The 16,927-nt window shown below is 55.4% G+C and carries 14 protein-coding genes; 9 read left to right on the top strand and 5 right to left on the bottom strand.

What is annotated here, in order from left to right; all coding sequences use genetic code 11:
- The first annotated feature begins 17 nt into the window (after positions 1 to 17).
- The 9 genes from dnaN to QYE47_RS00550 all read left to right on the top strand — a co-directional run bounded on the left by dnaN (position 18) and on the right by QYE47_RS00550 (position 12,147).
- A complete protein-coding gene (dnaN, locus tag QYE47_RS00590; protein ID WP_003253156.1) occupies positions 18 to 1,121 on the top strand; it encodes a DNA polymerase III subunit beta in 1,104 nt (367 codons plus the stop codon).
- Positions 1,122 to 1,136: 15 nt separating this feature from the next.
- Positions 1,137 to 2,240 (top strand): DNA replication/repair protein RecF, encoded by a 1,104-nt coding sequence (recF, locus tag QYE47_RS00585; protein WP_014589201.1) that lies wholly within the window; start codon positions 1,137 to 1,139, stop codon positions 2,238 to 2,240.
- A 4-nt stretch (positions 2,241 to 2,244) separates the two neighbouring features.
- Positions 2,245 to 4,665 (top strand): DNA topoisomerase (ATP-hydrolyzing) subunit B, encoded by a 2,421-nt coding sequence (gene gyrB / locus QYE47_RS00580; protein ID WP_003253152.1) that lies wholly within the window; start codon positions 2,245 to 2,247, stop codon positions 4,663 to 4,665.
- A gap of 836 nt (positions 4,666 to 5,501) precedes the next feature.
- A complete protein-coding gene (locus QYE47_RS00575; protein WP_011953077.1) occupies positions 5,502 to 6,140 on the top strand; it encodes a TnsA endonuclease N-terminal domain-containing protein in 639 nt (212 codons plus the stop codon).
- The gene (locus QYE47_RS00570; protein WP_011953078.1) at positions 6,121 to 8,079 is read left to right on the top strand and encodes a DDE-type integrase/transposase/recombinase; all 1,959 of its coding nucleotides are present in this window, start codon (positions 6,121 to 6,123) and stop codon (positions 8,077 to 8,079) included. Before QYE47_RS00575 ends, QYE47_RS00570 begins: the two co-directional genes overlap by 20 nt.
- On the top strand, positions 8,076 to 9,035 hold the full coding sequence (locus tag QYE47_RS00565) for a TniB family NTP-binding protein (protein WP_010951429.1): 960 nt from the start codon (positions 8,076 to 8,078) through the stop codon (positions 9,033 to 9,035). The genes QYE47_RS00570 and QYE47_RS00565 overlap by 4 nt, the downstream gene beginning before the upstream one ends.
- A gap of 75 nt (positions 9,036 to 9,110) precedes the next feature.
- Positions 9,111 to 11,027, top strand: a complete 1,917-nt coding sequence (locus QYE47_RS00560; protein ID WP_010951430.1) for a TniQ family protein — start codon at positions 9,111 to 9,113, stop codon at positions 11,025 to 11,027.
- Between the two features lie 56 nt (positions 11,028 to 11,083).
- Positions 11,084 to 11,443, top strand: a complete 360-nt coding sequence (locus QYE47_RS00555; protein WP_010951431.1) for a histone-like nucleoid-structuring protein, MvaT/MvaU family — start codon at positions 11,084 to 11,086, stop codon at positions 11,441 to 11,443.
- A 371-nt stretch (positions 11,444 to 11,814) separates the two neighbouring features.
- The gene (locus QYE47_RS00550; RefSeq protein WP_011953079.1) at positions 11,815 to 12,147 is read left to right on the top strand and encodes a DUF2790 domain-containing protein; all 333 of its coding nucleotides are present in this window, start codon (positions 11,815 to 11,817) and stop codon (positions 12,145 to 12,147) included.
- 97 nt (positions 12,148 to 12,244) lie between these two features.
- Here QYE47_RS00550 and QYE47_RS00545 read toward each other — a convergent pair whose 3' ends face one another.
- The 5 genes from QYE47_RS00545 to QYE47_RS00525 are packed head-to-tail and all read right to left on the bottom strand — an operon-like array spanning position 12,245 to position 16,784.
- Entirely contained in the window at positions 12,245 to 12,700 is a 456-nt protein-coding gene (locus QYE47_RS00545) for a DUF411 domain-containing protein (protein ID WP_011953080.1), read from the bottom strand.
- Complete coding sequence (locus QYE47_RS00540; protein WP_011953081.1) at positions 12,690 to 13,469, bottom strand: cytochrome c; 780 nt, start codon at positions 13,467 to 13,469, stop codon at positions 12,690 to 12,692. The genes QYE47_RS00545 and QYE47_RS00540 overlap by 11 nt, the downstream gene beginning before the upstream one ends.
- A 9-nt stretch (positions 13,470 to 13,478) precedes the next feature.
- Entirely contained in the window at positions 13,479 to 14,594 is a 1,116-nt protein-coding gene (locus QYE47_RS00535) for a copper resistance protein B (protein WP_011953082.1), read from the bottom strand.
- Positions 14,584 to 14,907, bottom strand: coding sequence for a hypothetical protein (locus QYE47_RS00530; RefSeq protein WP_012269845.1), 324 nt, complete (start codon positions 14,905 to 14,907; stop codon positions 14,584 to 14,586). The genes QYE47_RS00535 and QYE47_RS00530 overlap by 11 nt, the downstream gene beginning before the upstream one ends.
- Before the next feature lie 14 nt (positions 14,908 to 14,921).
- Entirely contained in the window at positions 14,922 to 16,784 is a 1,863-nt protein-coding gene (locus QYE47_RS00525; RefSeq protein WP_031314465.1) for a copper resistance system multicopper oxidase, read from the bottom strand.
- Between the last annotated feature and the right edge of the window lie 143 nt (positions 16,785 to 16,927).

Below are 16,927 nucleotides of genomic sequence, written 5' to 3'. Positions count from 1 at the left end.
AGGCAAGGGACTAGACCATGCATTTCACCATTCAACGCGAAGCCCTGTTGAAACCCCTGCAACTGGTCGCCGGTGTCGTCGAGCGCCGTCAGACCTTGCCGGTCCTGTCCAACGTATTGCTGGTCGTACAAGGCCAGCAACTGTCGTTGACCGGTACCGACCTGGAAGTCGAGCTGGTAGGCCGCGTGCAACTGGAAGAGCCGGCCGAGCCTGGCGAGATCACTGTTCCGGCGCGCAAGCTGATGGACATCTGCAAAAGCCTGCCTAACGACGCCCTGATCGATATCAAGGTCGATGAGCAGAAATTGTTGGTAAAGGCCGGCCGCAGCCGCTTCACCCTGTCGACCCTGCCTGCCAATGACTTCCCGACTGTGGAAGAAGGCCCGGGTTCGCTGACCTGCAACCTGGAGCAGAGCAAGCTGCGCCGCCTGATCGAGCGTACCAGCTTCGCCATGGCCCAACAGGATGTGCGCTATTACCTCAACGGCATGCTGCTTGAGGTTTCCCGCAACACGTTGCGCGCCGTATCCACCGATGGTCACCGCCTGGCGCTTTGCTCGATGAGTGCGCCGATCGAGCAGGAGGATCGACACCAGGTTATCGTGCCGCGTAAAGGTATCCTGGAGTTGGCGCGCCTGCTGACCGATCCTGAAGGTATGGTCAGCATCGTGCTGGGCCAGCATCACATCCGCGCCACTACTGGCGAGTTCACCTTTACCTCCAAGCTGGTGGACGGCAAATTCCCTGACTACGAGCGCGTACTGCCCAAAGGCGGTGACAAGCTGGTCGTTGGAGACCGCCAGGCGCTGCGTGAAGCTTTCAGCCGTACTGCGATTCTTTCCAACGAGAAGTACCGCGGTATTCGCCTGCAGCTGGCAGCCGGTCAACTGAAGATCCAGGCTAACAACCCCGAGCAGGAAGAAGCTGAAGAAGAAATCAGCGTGGACTACGAAGGTAGCTCGCTGGAGATTGGTTTCAACGTCAGCTACTTGCTAGACGTGCTGGGCGTGATGACTACTGAGCAAGTTCGTCTGATCTTGTCCGATTCAAACAGCAGTGCGCTGCTGCAGGAAGCTGGCAATGACGATTCTTCCTACGTTGTCATGCCGATGCGACTGTAAGCTGTAGCAGGCGAAATGTCCCTTCGACGTATCATGGTCACCGCGGTGCGCAACTTGCACCCGGTGACACTCCTACCCTCCCCCCGCATCAACATCCTTTACGGCGCCAACGGCAGCGGCAAGACCAGCGTGCTAGAAGCCGTGCACTTGCTCGGGCTGGCCCGTTCATTTCGCAGCACTCGCCTGAATCCGGTTATTCAGTACGAACAGGCTGCCTGTACTGTGTTCGGTGAGGTTCAGCTGACGGAGGGTGGTACGAGCAACCTGGGGGTGTCCCGCGAGCGGCAAGGGGAGTTTACTATTCGCATTGATGGGCAGAATGCGCGCAGCGCCGCGCAATTGGCTGAGTTACTGCCGCTTCAGCTCATCAACCCAGACAGTTTCCGGCTGCTGGAAGGTGCCCCAAAAATACGCCGCCAGTTTCTGGACTGGGGAGTGTTCCACGTGGAACCTCGTTTTCTGCCAGCCTGGCAACGCCTTCAGAAGGCGCTGCGGCAGCGGAACTCATGGTTGCGTCATGGTACACTTGACCCAGCTTCGCAAGCCGCCTGGGACCGGGAATTGTGCCTGGCTAGCGCGGAAATAGATGAATACCGTCGCAACTACATCAAGGCCTTGAAGCCCGTCTTCGAGCGAACCCTGAGCGAACTGGTCGAGCTGGACGGGTTGACCCTGAGCTACTACCGAGGTTGGGACAAGGACCGGGAACTGCAAGAAGTACTCGCCTCCTCCCTCCTTCGCGATCAGCAGATGGGCCATACCCAAGCCGGTCCGCAGCGTGCTGATCTGCGTTTGCGGTTGGCTGGCAACAACGCAGCCGACATCTTGTCGCGTGGTCAGCAAAAGTTGGTGGTATGCGCATTGCGCATTGCCCAAGGCCACCTCGTTAGTCAGGCTCGCCGCGGTCACTGTATTTATCTCGTGGATGACTTGCCGTCCGAACTGGATGACCAGCATCGCCGCGCACTATGCCGCTTGCTTGAAGAATTACACTGCCAGGTGTTCATCACCTGTGTAGATCACGAATTACTGAGGGAAGGCTGGCAGACGGAAACGCCAGTTGCTTTGTTCCACGTGGAACAAGGCCGTATCACCCAGACCCACGACCATCGGGAGTGAAGGCATGAGCGAAAATCAAACGTACGACTCCTCCAGCATCAAAGTGCTGAAAGGTTTGGATGCCGTACGCAAGCGTCCCGGCATGTACATTGGCGACACCGATGATGGTAGTGGCCTGCACCACATGGTCTTCGAAGTGGTCGACAACTCGATCGACGAAGCCCTCGCCGGTCACTGCGATGACATCACTGTCATCATCCACCCGGACGAATCTATCAGTGTGCGCGACAACGGTCGCGGCATTCCGGTCGATGTGCATAAGGAAGAAGGCGTTTCCGCAGCCGAGGTCATCATGACTGTGCTGCACGCCGGCGGTAAGTTCGACGACAACTCCTACAAAGTATCTGGCGGTCTGCACGGTGTCGGTGTGTCGGTTGTGAACGCCCTGTCCGAGAAGCTGGTTCTGACCGTTCGCCGTAGCGGCAAGATCTGGGAACAGACTTACGTTCACGGTGTTCCACAAGCGCCCATGGCGGTTGTCGGTGACAGTGAAACCACGGGTACCCACATCCACTTCAAGCCATCGGCTGAAACCTTCAAGAACATTCACTTCAGCTGGGACATCCTGGCCAAGCGCATCCGCGAGCTGTCGTTCCTCAACTCGGGCGTTGGCATTCTGCTGAAGGATGAGCGCAGCGGTAAGGAAGAGTTCTTCAAGTACGAAGGCGGTCTGCGTGCGTTCGTCGAGTACTTGAACACCAACAAGACGCCGGTCAACTCCCAGGTGTTCCACTTCAACGTTCAGCGTGACGATGGTGTGGGTGTTGAAGTCGCCCTGCAATGGAACGACAGCTTCAACGAAAACCTGCTGTGCTTTACCAACAATATTCCGCAGCGTGATGGCGGTACCCACCTGGTGGGTTTCCGTTCCTCGCTGACCCGTAGCCTTAACAGCTACATCGAGCAGGAAGGCCTGGCCAAGAAGAACAAGGTGGCAACCACTGGCGACGACGCCCGTGAAGGCCTGACCGCAATCATCTCGGTTAAGGTACCGGACCCGAAGTTCAGCTCGCAGACCAAGGACAAGCTGGTCTCCTCGGAGGTGAAAACCGCCGTGGAGCAAGAGATGAACAAGTACTTCGCCGATTTCCTCCTGGAAAACCCGAACGAGGCGAAGGCCGTCGTTGGCAAGATGATCGACGCGGCTCGCGCTCGTGAAGCTGCACGTAAAGCTCGTGAGATGACCCGCCGTAAAGGTGCGCTGGATATCGCGGGTCTGCCGGGCAAACTGGCAGACTGCCAAGAGAAAGATCCTGCTCTCTCCGAACTGTACCTGGTGGAGGGTGACTCTGCGGGTGGCTCGGCCAAGCAAGGTCGCAACCGTCGTACCCAGGCGATCTTGCCGCTGAAGGGTAAAATCCTCAACGTCGAGAAAGCGCGCTTCGACAAGATGATTTCGTCCCAGGAAGTGGGCACGCTGATCACTGCGCTGGGCTGTGGTATCGGCCGTGAAGAGTACAACATCGACAAACTGCGTTATCACAACATCATCATCATGACCGATGCTGACGTTGACGGTTCGCACATCCGTACGCTGCTGCTGACCTTCTTCTTCCGTCAGCTGCCGGAGCTGGTCGAGCGTGGCTACATCTATATTGCCCAGCCGCCGCTGTACAAGGTGAAACGAGGCAAGCAGGAGCAGTACATCAAGGACGATGAGGCCATGGAAGAGTACATGACCCAATCGGCGCTGGAAGATGCCAGCCTGCACCTGGACGAATCGGCACCTGCAGTTTCCGGTGTGCAGCTGGAAGCGTTGGTGAATGAGTTCCGCAGTGTCATGAAGACTCTCAAGCGCCTGTCGCGCTTGTACCCGGAAGAGCTGACTGAGCACTTCGTCTACCTGCCTGAGGTGACCCTGGAGCAGTTGGGTGACCACGCAGTGATGCAGGCCTGGCTGGCCCAGTTCCAGGCGCGTCTGAACTCCAGCCAGAAGTCTGGCCTGGCTTACAACGCCAGCCTGCGTGAAGACAAAGAGCGCAACGTGTGGCTGCCTGAAGTGGAAATTACCTCCCACGGTCTGGCCAGCTACATCACGTTCAACCGCGATTTCTTCGGCAGCAATGACTACCGTACCGTAGTCAACATTGGTGCCAAGCTTTCGAGCCTGTTGGGTGAAGGTGCGTACGTGCAGCGCGGTGAACGCCGCAAGGCAATCGTCGAGTTCAAAGAGGGCCTGGATTGGCTGATGAACGAGACCACCAAGCGCCATACGATTCAGCGATACAAAGGGCTGGGTGAGATGAACCCGGATCAACTGTGGGAAACCACCATGGACCCGACCGTTCGCCGTATGCTCAAGGTCACGATCGAAGATGCCATCGCCGCTGACCAGATCTTCAACACCCTGATGGGTGATGCGGTCGAGCCGCGTCGTGACTTCATCGAAAGTAACGCGCTGTCGGTGTCGAACCTGGACTTCTGATCAGGTGTAGGTTCACAGAAAAGCTGCACGCTTTCACAAATAGATGACCGGCCGGGCTTCAACCATGGCCCCTGTCGGTCACCATCAAGCCCGCCTTCGCGGGCTTTTTTTTGCCTGGAATTCCTGCCGGGGCGCCCTACTCCGCTCATTGGAAAATGATGCAGATGGGGGGATTTGAGGAAGTGATTTGATGGGGCGCTGGAAGTGCTGAGAGGGTCGGCGGGCGGATCTGAGCAGCAGAGAGATTGAGAGGACTTTAAAACTAATATTTGAACACCTTAATAGTTAATTAAGCGTACGTGTTAAGTATTAATTTGAACAATTTAGTATGGAAATGGAATTTGGTGGAAGTTGCCATTTTGGATTTTTTGTAGATTTCGAAGGGATGTTGGAATAAGATCTATGACCAACTTTTCCGCTTTGCACTGAAGATTTTCAGCCAAATCAGCTGTTTGAAGCGAGAGCTTCAGACCTGATCCAAATTGCTCCAGCGATCACGAAGTGGCCGTTTAGAAATAAAGAGAGCAAGCCGATTGCTTTAGATTCTGATCAGTCATGAGAGTCATGACCAATGAGAGAAAAGGAGACCTGAAAATGTAGAAAAACGCGATCAATCCCGAGAGGACTGACCGCGCTTAGCGAAGCAGACTTGCGTCCTCAGAACCCGCAATGTCTGCTTTTTCGAAGCGACTGTCAATCCTCTCCCATTTTTTCGACCTTAGCGAGGTTACTCGACGGCACAGTGTTGCCTGTCGAAAGGCCTCACTTCGCCCGCCCTGCGCCTTGATTTTTTGGCGCAGCGTCGGCGCTCGTTTCGAGATTTTCGGAGGTGTTTCATGACAGTACGAAAGGTGGTCACGCGGCGGTCCAACCATTACCGCGGCTACTTCCCATCGCTCAAAAATAAAAAGCCTGTGCCCTGGGAGTCCCAGCTCGAAGGCGCTCTTTTTCGGCTTCTTGAGCTGTCTCCTGCGGTCATCGGCTACGTCCCGCAGCCCAGTGAGGAACGTGTTCCATCGCTCCAGGGCTACTTCAAATATTACCCAGACGTACAGGTTTTCCTCGCGGATGGGCGCGAGTGGTGGTTTGAAGTGAAGCCTCACGACCGACTGAAGATTGCCAGCGTCAGGCAGCGACTGGATGCCGCTGAGCGCTACTTCAACGCCACTGCCCGTAACTTTTCGGTGATCACTGAAAAGTTAATTGAAGCTGAACCCCTGGCTACCAATCTTAGAAGGCTGATGTATCACCGGCGCGGTCCAGAGCTTTCGCATCAGGCGTTGGAGGAGGTAATGGCGACCTTCAACGAATGGCCGCCTATGACCGTTGCAGATCTGCTCTACGTGGTTGGTGAGGGGAAAGCCTGGCGCTTGTTAGGCCTTGGGGTGGTGGGCATTGACCTTGATAGGTCAATTGACACTGACTCCCCGGTCTTCCTGCAAGGGGGGCACCGTCATGCAAACCTTTTCCCTTAGGGTGAAATTGGTCGTCATCGTTCGTGGCGTACTGATGGTGCTTGAGAAGAGGCTTATTGACCGGAAGCTGCTCTTTTTCGATGAGCTTGGTGAGCCCACGAAGCTATCCGAGAAGGAGTTCTATGAGGCCTACGAGAAGCGCGAGATCGAGATCTCCGCTGATCAGCCATACCTTGGGAGGGTTCCGTATGTGCGGAACGTCCCTCCAGATATTTCATGCTTCCCCAAAAAACATGGAGATGAGGCATTGCGTCGACGCAAGTATCTGGACGACCTAACTAAGCGCGGTAAATACAAGCTACCGGGTGACGAAGACATGATCAAGAAGCTTAGAGATATCGCCAAAAAGATTGGGGATGCGTGCGCACCCTCGGTTTCCACTATTCGACGTTGGGCAGCCAAATACATTGGCCAGAACGTAGTAAAGCTTATCCCTCAGCATGCCAAAAAGGGTCGGGCTGCCGCGATACAGGGAGAGCTCGAAGTTATTCTTGAAGGGGTGATTAATAAAACCTACCTGCAGGATACGATTCCAGCGGTCAGCGTGGTCGTTTCAGAATTCGAGGATCAGATAAAAGAGAGGAACAAAAGTCGTTTGCCTTCGGATCAGCTCAAGATCCCAAGCGGAATGACTGTCCGAAGGTACATCGCCAAGCTGGATCCGTACCTTGTGGATAAGGAGAGGCTCGGAAAACACGCAGCAGACAAGAAGCACCGTGTTGCGGCGGGTGTCCTACGTGTCCATGAGATTTTGGAACGTTGGGAAATTGATCACACCTTGTTGGACGTCCAGCTTGTGGATGAAACCTCGGGGCTGTGCATTGGGCGCCCCTATCTGACGATCGTCCTCGACCGCTTCTCTCGAATGGTGATGGGATATTTGCTCCACCTGTCGGCGCCAAATACGGAAACCGTGCTTCGTGTGATCGAACGCTCAATCCGTCCAAAAGCCGAATTGCTGAAGCGCTTTCCGAAAGTGAGAAATGAATGGTGGGCACGTGGGCTGCCGGCTCGAATAGTCCCAGACAACGCAGCGGAATTTCACGCGGGCGATCTCATCATGGGATTCAACGAGTTGGGTATCGAGATCATGTATCCCGCTTCAAGGGCCCCTCAAAGGAAAGGTGCCGTCGAACGCTTTTTCAGCACACAGAACCTGGGGCTTATCCACAACCTCCCGGGTACCACCTTCTCGAATATCCAGCAGCGTGGCGATTACGACTCGGAGAAGAATGCATGTTTCACGCTCCCTCAATTGGAGGCGGTGGTAGTGAAATGGATCGTCGATGGTTACCACCAGACTCCTCATCGGGGGCTGGACAACAGAACACCGGCTCAAGTCTGGGGGACTAGCGAGGCGAACCATGTCATCAGCCTTCCCGTCGACCTGGACTCGTTGGAGTGCATTCTGGCCAAGCGGGCCTCGGTGAAGGTTCACCATTACGGCATCGAGGTTGCCAAAGTGGGCTACCACTCTACGGAACTTGCTGAGCTCCGTATGCGTTTGGCAGACGGAGAAAAGGTAAACGTCCGCTATCGAGACGAAGCCGGGCACGTTTGGGTTCACGACCGCTTCAGAAACTTGTTCTTCAAAGTGCCCGCCAAAGATGAGCGAATGGCCGGTAAGAGCAGGGAGGTGTGGAAGGCTGCCGAGAAAGCGCTGCGAGAAAAATATAATGAGCAGCCTAGCTTCGAGGCTACGCACAGGTGCTACCAGGAAATTATGGAAGATGCAGACGAGGCCCGCCGTTCGCAGACGCTCAGAAAACGACGCGCAGCTGCCATAGCGAAAATCGACAAGGAGGGTCGAGTGACCGAAAGCACGCCTCCACCCAAGGTACTCGCTGAAGTGGAATGGACCGGTGACTCTATTCCTAACATTCCGCCAGCAGCCTTCAAGGTCTCGGTTCGTCGCCCTGCTGGGAGTTCTAAGCCATGAACGCCATCAATCTGTACGAATGCTACGAGCATGGTGAATACAGCTTTACGCTCCGCGATCGTTTTATTCACAGCCCTCAAGTCGAGCGAGCGTTGACGCGACTAGGCGATATCCACGGCGATAGTCGGCGTACCAGAGCAAGTAAAGGGTTGCTGATCCAAGGTCCAAGCGGAGTGGGCAAGAGCACATTGGTCAAGGAGTACATTCGGTCATTGGAGGAATTGGAGAGCCATGACCCACAGAAGCGGACAGTTCTGTTCGTCGAGATGCCTTCGTCTCCAACCAAAAAGAACCTGGCAGCAGCCATTTTGGCAGAGCTGAAGGATCCCTTCGCAGAGGCACGAGGACATTCGGCAGAGGTTAAATTTGCGCGAGTAGTCCTGCTGCTGAAGAACCTTGGCGTGGAGATGTTGGTCCTCGATGAGGCGCAGCACCTGGTCGATTATCGTCGTAATGGTGCGTATGAGGCAGCAGACTGGATCAAGAGTCTGATGAATGAAACCAGTATCGCGTTTGTTCTGATTGGGCTGAAGCGCACCGAAAATCTCCTGCTAGCAAACGAGCAACTGCGACGCAGGTTTTCGGCCACGGTGGCATACGATCGCTTCACCTTCTCCGCTAATACGTCTCTTCATTTCGTGATGTTGTTGCAGGCAATCGAGGGCGAACTGCCTGTTCAAACCATCAGTTTTGTAGAGCCAGCGATGATTAAACGCTTCTACCTGGCTTCCTATGGATTGATCGACTACCTCATCAAGATTGTGGACAGGGCTGTTTGGCTGGTTCAAGTCCAGGACCTTGTCGGGATTGAACTTCCTGTGCTGGCCCAGGCTTTTGAAGACGAGGTTTGGAGCTACGCCACCGAGGATCGAAACCCCTTCAGTGCGAGCTTCAATTTCCAGCCTCTGTTCGGGAAGCGGGAGCCGTTTGAGACGTTCGAAGAGAGCAGTACCTGACGGCCAAGGGCCGGGCTTATCGGCCCGGCTCTACTCCCCTGATTTTTATGTCTTCGATTTCATGGATGTGTAGGAATGTTTGGTCTTTTAATCAACCCACGACCACACCAAGACGAAAGTCTTTTGGGGTACCTGCAGCGCCTGGCGAAAGCCAACGGATTACCCAGAAAGGAACTGCTCACCGCCTTTGCACGAGCCGACGAGACCGATGTTGCGGACTGGCTGCAGATGATGGAAGGACCACTGAGCTGGCCTGCGGTATCTGCTGAGTTTCGTGATCCAAGGCCCAAGGGGGTCAAGTTATGGACGACTCATCACGCTCGTTACTGTCCGATCTGTTTGGGCGAAGCCGGTTATTGGAGAGAAAGCTGGGGCTTGACCCTGGTTACGACGTGTTCTGTCCACGGCACTGAACTCCACGGGCGGTGCCCCAACTGTCTGAAGGAAACCGATCCAAGCGCAATGAGTGCGAATAGTTGCCAAGCGTGTGGCACCTCATTGAGTGGGACCAATTTTGAGATCGCGCCGGCGAGTGATACGGCCGCCTGGCTCACCTCTGGCTTTGAAGATAGGTTTTACGCCGACTCGTTGCCAGCTGACGCGGGATTGGCGGCCCTCACCTACGAACAGTTTCACGAGTTGTCATCGCGTCTCGCTGTCAGAAGTTTGCCTACGGAAAGAACCCAGCCGCTGAAGGTTGCTGATTCGGGTTCGCTAGAGATATCGCGGCTTATGGCAAACGCGGCGGGCGTGGTTCTCATGAACTGGCCTCTCGCATTCAGAGAACTGCTGAGTGGCCTCAAGGCAGTCCATTCCGATAACGAACATTGGACGCTCAGCAGATCGTTCGGCCCGATATACCACGACATCCACCGTGATCTGGATGACTCTTGTTTTGACTTTCTTCGTCGAGAGTTCGAATCATTTCTGCAGCATGCGTGGGAAGCACCGTTAGCGAAGCGAAATCGCAATTTGAGTGAGGAGACGATTGAGAGACATCGTTGGGTGTCGTTCGATTCTGCTGCTGAAGCTTGTGGTCTCGGGGTATCAGTCATAAAACGCCTTCATCAGGAGGGACAAATCGCCTATCGGGAGAAGGTCCATGAAGATCGAGTCTTTACGGTCGTGGACCTGGATCATTTGAAGGCAATCTCGCAGCATCTCCAGGGCGTGGCTGATATGAAAGAAACCTCGACTTTGCTAAGCCTCTGTCGCAATCGGGTTAGGCAGCTGCTAGCTGGTGGTACCCTCCAGTTCTTTGGTGGAGAACCGCGCCCAGGCGAAAGGTGGCTGATTGACTGCCGCTCGATCAACGAATTGATTGATGAGAAGCTGCCTACCAGCTCTGACCAGAGCCTGGTGTCGATCAACTACTTGGCCAAGCATTCTCTGCCCAAGGGGGGTGGGTTGGTCGAGTTGGTTCAGGCAATACGTGCAGGTGAACTTCGCGCTTACGGCCCAGCTGAGAATGGCTCGGTTGCGGTAGGGGCGTGGTTACTCAAGCCGCAAGATTTTGCAGCGTGGCAACAAGCCCGAGCTGAGAACAAGAGTCCGGTCTTTCCCGGCCTGTCGGTAGTCAAGGCTGCTGCGCTGTTAGGCGTCAAAGAACAATGCGCATACGCGTTCGTTCGACTGGGTCTGCTATGGAGCACTGCTGTCGAACGAGGCCGGCGTACGCAATTGATGGTTAAGCCTCAAGCCATCGACAGATTCAGGCGTGGCTATATCTTGGGACCGGAGATTGCGGTGTATTTGGGGAAGTCGACCAGGGAGGCGTTCAAGCACCTTTGGGAGGCCAGGTTTCGCCCCGTTGCGGGGCCATCCATTCCAAACGCGGCTTGCCGGCAGTACGTTTGGGTAAGAAGCAAAAAGCTGATCGATTACCTCGCAAGTGAAGCCGCCCAGATCGACGATCCTGAAGCCATCACGTTTTTATCCACACCGATCGCTCAGCCTCGTGATTGCCGATTCAGGCATGTGGGATCAAGATAGTTAGCACGCTTTCTTTCTTGATTGCTAAAATCATCGAACCCATTTTGGAGAATCTTATGTCCCGTCTCGCTGAATTCCGCCTGCTCGAACAACAGCTCGCAGCCCAACTGGCGGAGCTGGAAGCGCTGAAAAATGACTCTGCCCTGAAGCAGGAAATGGAATTTGAAACGAAGCTGCGCAGTTTGCTCAACGAGTATGGCTACGGCCTGCGCCAAGTGGTGCTGATCCTCGATCCGCAAGCGGTGGCTTCCACTGATATGGCCCCAAAAACCTCTCGGAAACCACGCGAAGTGAAGGTCTACAAGAATCCACACAGCGGAGAGGTTGTTGAGACCAAGGGTGGTAATCAGCGTACGCTTAAGGCCTGGAAAAACGAGTATGGCGCTGAGGTAGTCGAGTCTTGGCTCGCCAATTGATTGCACTGCAGGCGGCTTCTGGCACGAGATGAATCGTGGTGCGCCCCGAATGCAAATTCCCATTCTGGGGCGTGACGAAATTTTCTGCGGGTGGTGGATTTAGAGAATTAAAACTGTCGCTAGAGGGTCCCGTCTTTCGCGGCCTGCAGCCATTTGGAGAGGAAACGCAAAACTGTCGCAATCACCCAAAACGCCGGTTCAGACTGATTCGCTAGAGAATTAAAACTGTCGCAGCCTGAAACGACGCGGCTTTCACGTGTATTCAGAGCCATCATTATCGATAGCCTGCTTACAAACATGTAATTCCTGGATCACGTGGATGACAGCTCCCAGTCGGTAAGCTTCACTCATGTCTTCATGGAGTAACAGAAATGAACACCGCTAAAAGCATTGCCGCCCTCATGCTCGTAATCGCCTCCTCATCCGCTTTAGCTGAAGGAGGATCTGATCGCTTACACGGAAAGATGATTCAGGCAAATGAGCAAGCAATGCGTGCCTACGCCGCTGCCAATGGAAAAAAACCACCTGAAGTGATCCATTATCGCTACGGAATGAAACTGGATGTGGCGAGAGTTATCAGTATGACTTCGCTCAAAGGTAGCTGCGACGTGATGCCGACACAGATGAATTACGAGGACTCAACAGGTGAGTTGAAAATCCTCGAATATCGCTCTGCTGGAATTAACTGTAGAGGTCAAAACTGACCGAAGGGACAGGGTAAGTCTTGGAGTAAGCTGACCACGACCAGCGCTGCAGCTGGTCGGCTGGCCGGCAGAAGCCCTTCCCCCGGGGCATCTTGCATTACGTGTCAGGATAACTGGCAACTACTTGATCGTCCCCACTCTTGGTGAGGCCGATGACTTGATAGGCGTGTTTCATGCCATCAACCTCCATACCTGGTGAGCCAGCGGGCATGCCAGGTACCGCGACGCCTGCCAGGTCGTTGCGCTTTATGAGCTCCTGCACCTGGGCTGCGGGGACGTGACCTTCCACAAACTTGCCATCGATAACCGCGGTGTGACACGAAGCCAGCCTCGGAGCTACTCCTAGCTCTTGCTTCACCGCCCTCATGTCCGTTTCAACGTGGTCGACGACCTTGAAGCCGTTTGCCTCCAAGTGCGCTATCCATTTCTTACAGCAACCGCAATTAGCGTCCCGGTGCACATCGATAGTCAGGGGCTCCGCAGCAAAGGCGGCTGAGGCGATTAGAAGTGACGCTGCGGTACTTAAACCGAGGAAGCGGCGCTTACTTGTCATGAGTGTGCTCCTTCCCGTCTTTGTGCACATGGGTTTTGGGAGTAGAACCTGTGTGGTGGTCCGAGTGCGCCTCGCCGGACTCGTGTTCACCGTGGTGCTCCGCTACTGATGAAGACTCCGAATGCGAACTGCCATGATCATGACTTTCCTCAGCCACGCCGTTTGCTGCGGAATCATCATGATTTCCATGACCTGATTTCGCACCACCGTGTTGGCCTTCATGGTTATGCATATCGCTTTCGCCACCGCCATGTTGGTGACCACCACTGGAAGCGACCATCATCTGGTACTGCTCAGCATTGAGTTGCGGTAGCTGGTCCAGGAACGCGACGATTCCCCAGATGTACTGGTCGTCCATGCTCTTACCCCAGGCTGGCATGCCTGTCGCTTTGATACCGTGCTTGATGGTCCAAAACGCAGCAGCAGGGTCACCGCTTACACCTATCTCGGTGAGGTTTGGTGGGGATGGGTATAGGGCTTGGCTGAGTTCAGTTTTCTCCACCCCTGGCGCGAGGTGGCAACCGATACACATGGCGTTGTAGTTGCCTGCCCCTGCTTGGATGAGAGCAGGATCTTTAAGGTTTGGCACCTCAATGTCGCTTGCTCGGACTTCAATCGAGCGATCCCGCGCCATGGCCAAAAACGCATGCACAGCGGGGAAGTGTGGGTCGTCCGCACCAACGTTCACGAGACCGAAGTAAGCAGCACCTAGCACTGCTGCGCTAGTAACAGCACCTGCCGCCACCAGCGTTGTAATTGTTTTTTTCATGTTGAGTTCTCAAAACCACATCCGAATACCGGCCACAAAACGAGCTTCGTCCACGTCCCCGCCTTCATCCCGAATGAAATCGGCGGTTTTGCCGTAGGAACGGCTCCAGGTGACACCTATGTATGGCGCGAACTGGCGAACAATCTCGTACCGTAACCGCAGCCCGACTTCGGTGTTTGCCAGGCCAGAGCCGACGCCGCGTTCCGGGTCGTTCTTGCCATAAAAGTTGGCCTCAGCGGTTGGCTGAAGAATTAAACGATTGGTTAGCAAGATGTCGTACTCGCCCTCCAGACGGGCAGCGGTTTGACCGTTCTCGCCGATAAAGGCGGTGGCTTCAGCTTCGAAGTCATACAGGGCCAGGCCCTGAATACCGAACGCAGCCCAGGTCTGCGGATCCTCCGGTTTGAAATCCTGCCGGACGCCGGCGACAACATCCCACCACGGGCTTACCGAGCGGCCATAGAGGAGCTGCAGCTCAGCATCTTCAGTCACACCATTGGTTCGTTCACCTTCCGAGCGAATCCAGAGCCTATTGATATCGCCGCCCACCCAGCCGGATGCATCCCAAGCAAGCGTGCTACCTTCATCGGCATCTTGGTATTCCAGTTGGTCTAGCAAGAAAAAGCTGTTGAACCCGCTGTCATCCATTTTGTGCCCGTCAAGCGGGGGGAAGGCAGCCTGCCGGTCGGCATCAGTCAGCACCGGGATTGGCGTACGGCTGGTCGGGGTCGGCGAATCAGCGTTCCCGTTTCCCATCGTGGAATGACCCATCGCGCCATGATCCATGCCTTCCATGGACCCGTGATCCATGCCTTTCATGCTTCCATGGTCCATCTTGCTGTGGTCCATCGAGGCGGGTTTCGCTTTGGGCTGGCCATGGCCCATTTTGCTGTGATCAACGGGTGCAGGTTGCGTGGGTTGCTTGCTCGCGCCCATCTGGCTGTGGTCCATGCCCGGCATCGCAGCCTGTGATGAGGCGTGGTCCATCTGCATGGCACCGTGGCCCATTGCCGAGTGGTCCATTCCGGAATGATCCATTTCAGCGGCGAAGCTGGGCGAAACGCCCAGCACACCTAAAGAAACGGCGAATGCCAGCAGCGATGGTCGTGCAACGCTATTGGCCATTTTTCCCTGCCTTAGCTTTGTCGCTGCCATGCGATTCCATCATTTTGCTGTGATCCATTCCTTCCATGGAACCATGATCCATGCCCTCCATAGAGCCATGATCCATGCCTTTCATGGAGCCGTGATCCATGCCTTCATGGTTCATGCCCTGGGCTTGCTTGCTCTTCGAGCCGTTCGATTGCGCCGCGTTGGACGACTTTTGAGAGTGCTGATCATGGTTGTCACTGGACCAGGAAGACGGGGCGTACACCGCGAGCAGGCCAACCATCGCGGCAGAGAGGAAAAAGGCGCTTCGTTTCATTGGTTTGCTCATCTCGTATCTCCAGTTCATTCGTCCACGCGGACTTCTCGGAACATGCCCATCTCCATGTGGTACATGAGGTGACAGTGATAGGCCCAGCGCCCGAGTGCATCTGCGGTTACGCGATAGCTTCGTTTCGAGCCAGGCGGCATATCGATCGTGTGTTTTCGCACCATGAAATTGCCGTCCTCATCCTCCAGGTCACTCCACATGCCGTGCAGATGGATGGGGTGAGTCATCATGGTGTCGTTGACCAAGGTAATACGCAGGCGCTCGCCGTACTTGAGCCGCAGCGGCTCTGCGTCAGAAAACTTGATCCCATCGAAGGACCAAGCGAACTTTTCCATATGCCCGGTAAGGTGCAGTTCGATTGTCCGGCCAGGTTCCCGGCCGTCAGGGTCGATGAAGGTGCTACGCAAATCCGAATACGTGAGAACCCGACGCCCGTTATCGCGAAGCCCGATCCCCGGATCGCTCAGCTTTGGCGTAGGGGTCATGGTCTGCATATCGACCAGAGGGTTGTTTGTTTCGGAGGCGGGATGGTTCTGCATGGCACCGCTGGCGGCCATATTGCTTTGGTCCATACCGGTCATGTTGCCGTGGTCCATGCCAGCCATCTTGCTATGGTCCATACCGGCCATGCTGCCGTGGTCCATGCCAGCCATCTTGCTATGGTCCATACCGGCCATGCTGCCGTGGTCCATGCCAGCCATCTTGCTGTGGTCCATACCGGCCATGCTGCCGTGATCCATGCCACCCATGCTGCCGTGGTCCATCCCCATATCACTCATGGAGATGAGAGGCCTTGGATCTACAGCCGGCACCGGTGCCTGCAGGCCCTCACGGACAGCCAAGGTACCCCTTGAATAGCCGGTGCGATCCATGGATTGAGCAAAGATGGTGTAAGCCTGCTCGTTTTCAGGCTCGACAATGACATCGTAGGTTTCAGCAACGGCAATCCGGAATTCATCGATCGACACTGGCTTAACGTACTGACCGTCGGCTGCGACAACCGTCATTTTCAAGCCGGGGATCCGCACGTCGAAATAGGTCATCGCCGAGCCATTGATAAAGCGAAGCCGGATTTTCTCCCCTGGCTTGAAGATTCCCGTCCAGTTCCCATTTGGCGCCTGGCCGTTCATGAGGTAGGTGTAGGTGTGCCCGCTCACGTCAGCGAGATCGGTTGGGCTCATCTTCATCTCGGCCCACATCTTTCGATCGGCCACAGCAGCAGACCAACCTTTCTCGCTCACGTCGTCGACGAAGTCGCCAACGGTGCGCTTGTGGAAGTTGTAATAGTCCGACTGTTTTTTGAGCTTGGACATAACCCGCGCCGGGTCTTCGTCGGTCCAATCACTCAGCATGACGACATAGTCACGATCGTAGGTGAAAGGCTCTGGATCCTTGGCATCAATCACCAGCGCACCGTAAACACCGACCTGCTCCTGGAAGCCCGAATGGCTGTGGTACCAGTAGGTGCCGTTCTGGTGGACCTTGAACTTGTACTCGTACATGCCGTCGGGAGCGATGCCATGGAAGCTTAGACCCGGCACGCCGTCCATATTCGCCGGCAGGATGATGCCGTGCCAGTGGATGGACGTGTCCTGCTTCAAGCGGTTGCGAACCCGTAGCGTGACCGTGTCGCCTTCGCGCCAACGGAGTATTGGTCCTGGCAGCGAACCGTTGATGGCCATCGCCGTTCGAGCTGCCCCGGTAATGTTCACCGGGAGCTCCCCGATGTACAGGTCAAAATCGGTGCCGGTCAGTACGTTAGGCTGGCCAGGGCTGGTTACGGCCCAGACCGGCGCGCGCCACATGCCCAGCCCACCCAGTAGTCCGGTAGCAGCCAGGCCTTTGACGAATGAACGTCTCGTGGTTTTGCTTTGCATGCCGTTGCGTCCAATCAGGTAGATCGCTGATATCCAGACTGCGGGATCCGCAGCCATCTGGTTTCAATTGAGCTCCCCCAAGCCTCGTAGACTTTCGCCAAAGCACAAGGATTGCGGGAGGCAATACCCCGAAAGCTGACATA

It is taken from the genome of Pseudomonas sp. 2,4-D, from assembly GCF_030418155.1.
Classification (GTDB): Bacteria; Pseudomonadota; Gammaproteobacteria; order Pseudomonadales; family Pseudomonadaceae; genus Aquipseudomonas; species Aquipseudomonas alloputida.
Note: the sequence above shows the minus strand (reverse complement) of the source record. Positions and strands in the feature narration are given on the sequence as shown.

Coding starts and splice junctions, on each gene's coding strand:
- QYE47_RS00550 (WP_011953079.1), top strand. CDS start 11,815: ATGAACACCGCTAAAAGCATTGCCGCCCTCATGCTCGTAATCGCCTCC.
- recF (WP_014589201.1), top strand. CDS start 1,137: ATGTCCCTTCGACGTATCATGGTCACCGCGGTGCGCAACTTGCACCCG.
- QYE47_RS00540 (WP_011953081.1), bottom strand. CDS start 13,469: ATGAAAAAAACAATTACAACGCTGGTGGCGGCAGGTGCTGTTACTAGC.
- QYE47_RS00535 (WP_011953082.1), bottom strand. CDS start 14,594: ATGGCCAATAGCGTTGCACGACCATCGCTGCTGGCATTCGCCGTTTCT.
- gyrB (WP_003253152.1), top strand. CDS start 2,245: ATGAGCGAAAATCAAACGTACGACTCCTCCAGCATCAAAGTGCTGAAA.
- QYE47_RS00555 (WP_010951431.1), top strand. CDS start 11,084: ATGTCCCGTCTCGCTGAATTCCGCCTGCTCGAACAACAGCTCGCAGCC.
- QYE47_RS00570 (WP_011953078.1), top strand. CDS start 6,121: ATGCAAACCTTTTCCCTTAGGGTGAAATTGGTCGTCATCGTTCGTGGC.
- QYE47_RS00545 (WP_011953080.1), bottom strand. CDS start 12,700: ATGACAAGTAAGCGCCGCTTCCTCGGTTTAAGTACCGCAGCGTCACTT.
- QYE47_RS00525 (WP_031314465.1), bottom strand. CDS start 16,784: ATGCAAAGCAAAACCACGAGACGTTCATTCGTCAAAGGCCTGGCTGCT.
- dnaN (WP_003253156.1), top strand. CDS start 18: ATGCATTTCACCATTCAACGCGAAGCCCTGTTGAAACCCCTGCAACTG.
- QYE47_RS00575 (WP_011953077.1), top strand. CDS start 5,502: ATGACAGTACGAAAGGTGGTCACGCGGCGGTCCAACCATTACCGCGGC.
- QYE47_RS00530 (WP_012269845.1), bottom strand. CDS start 14,907: ATGAGCAAACCAATGAAACGAAGCGCCTTTTTCCTCTCTGCCGCGATG.
- QYE47_RS00565 (WP_010951429.1), top strand. CDS start 8,076: ATGAACGCCATCAATCTGTACGAATGCTACGAGCATGGTGAATACAGC.
- QYE47_RS00560 (WP_010951430.1), top strand. CDS start 9,111: ATGTTTGGTCTTTTAATCAACCCACGACCACACCAAGACGAAAGTCTT.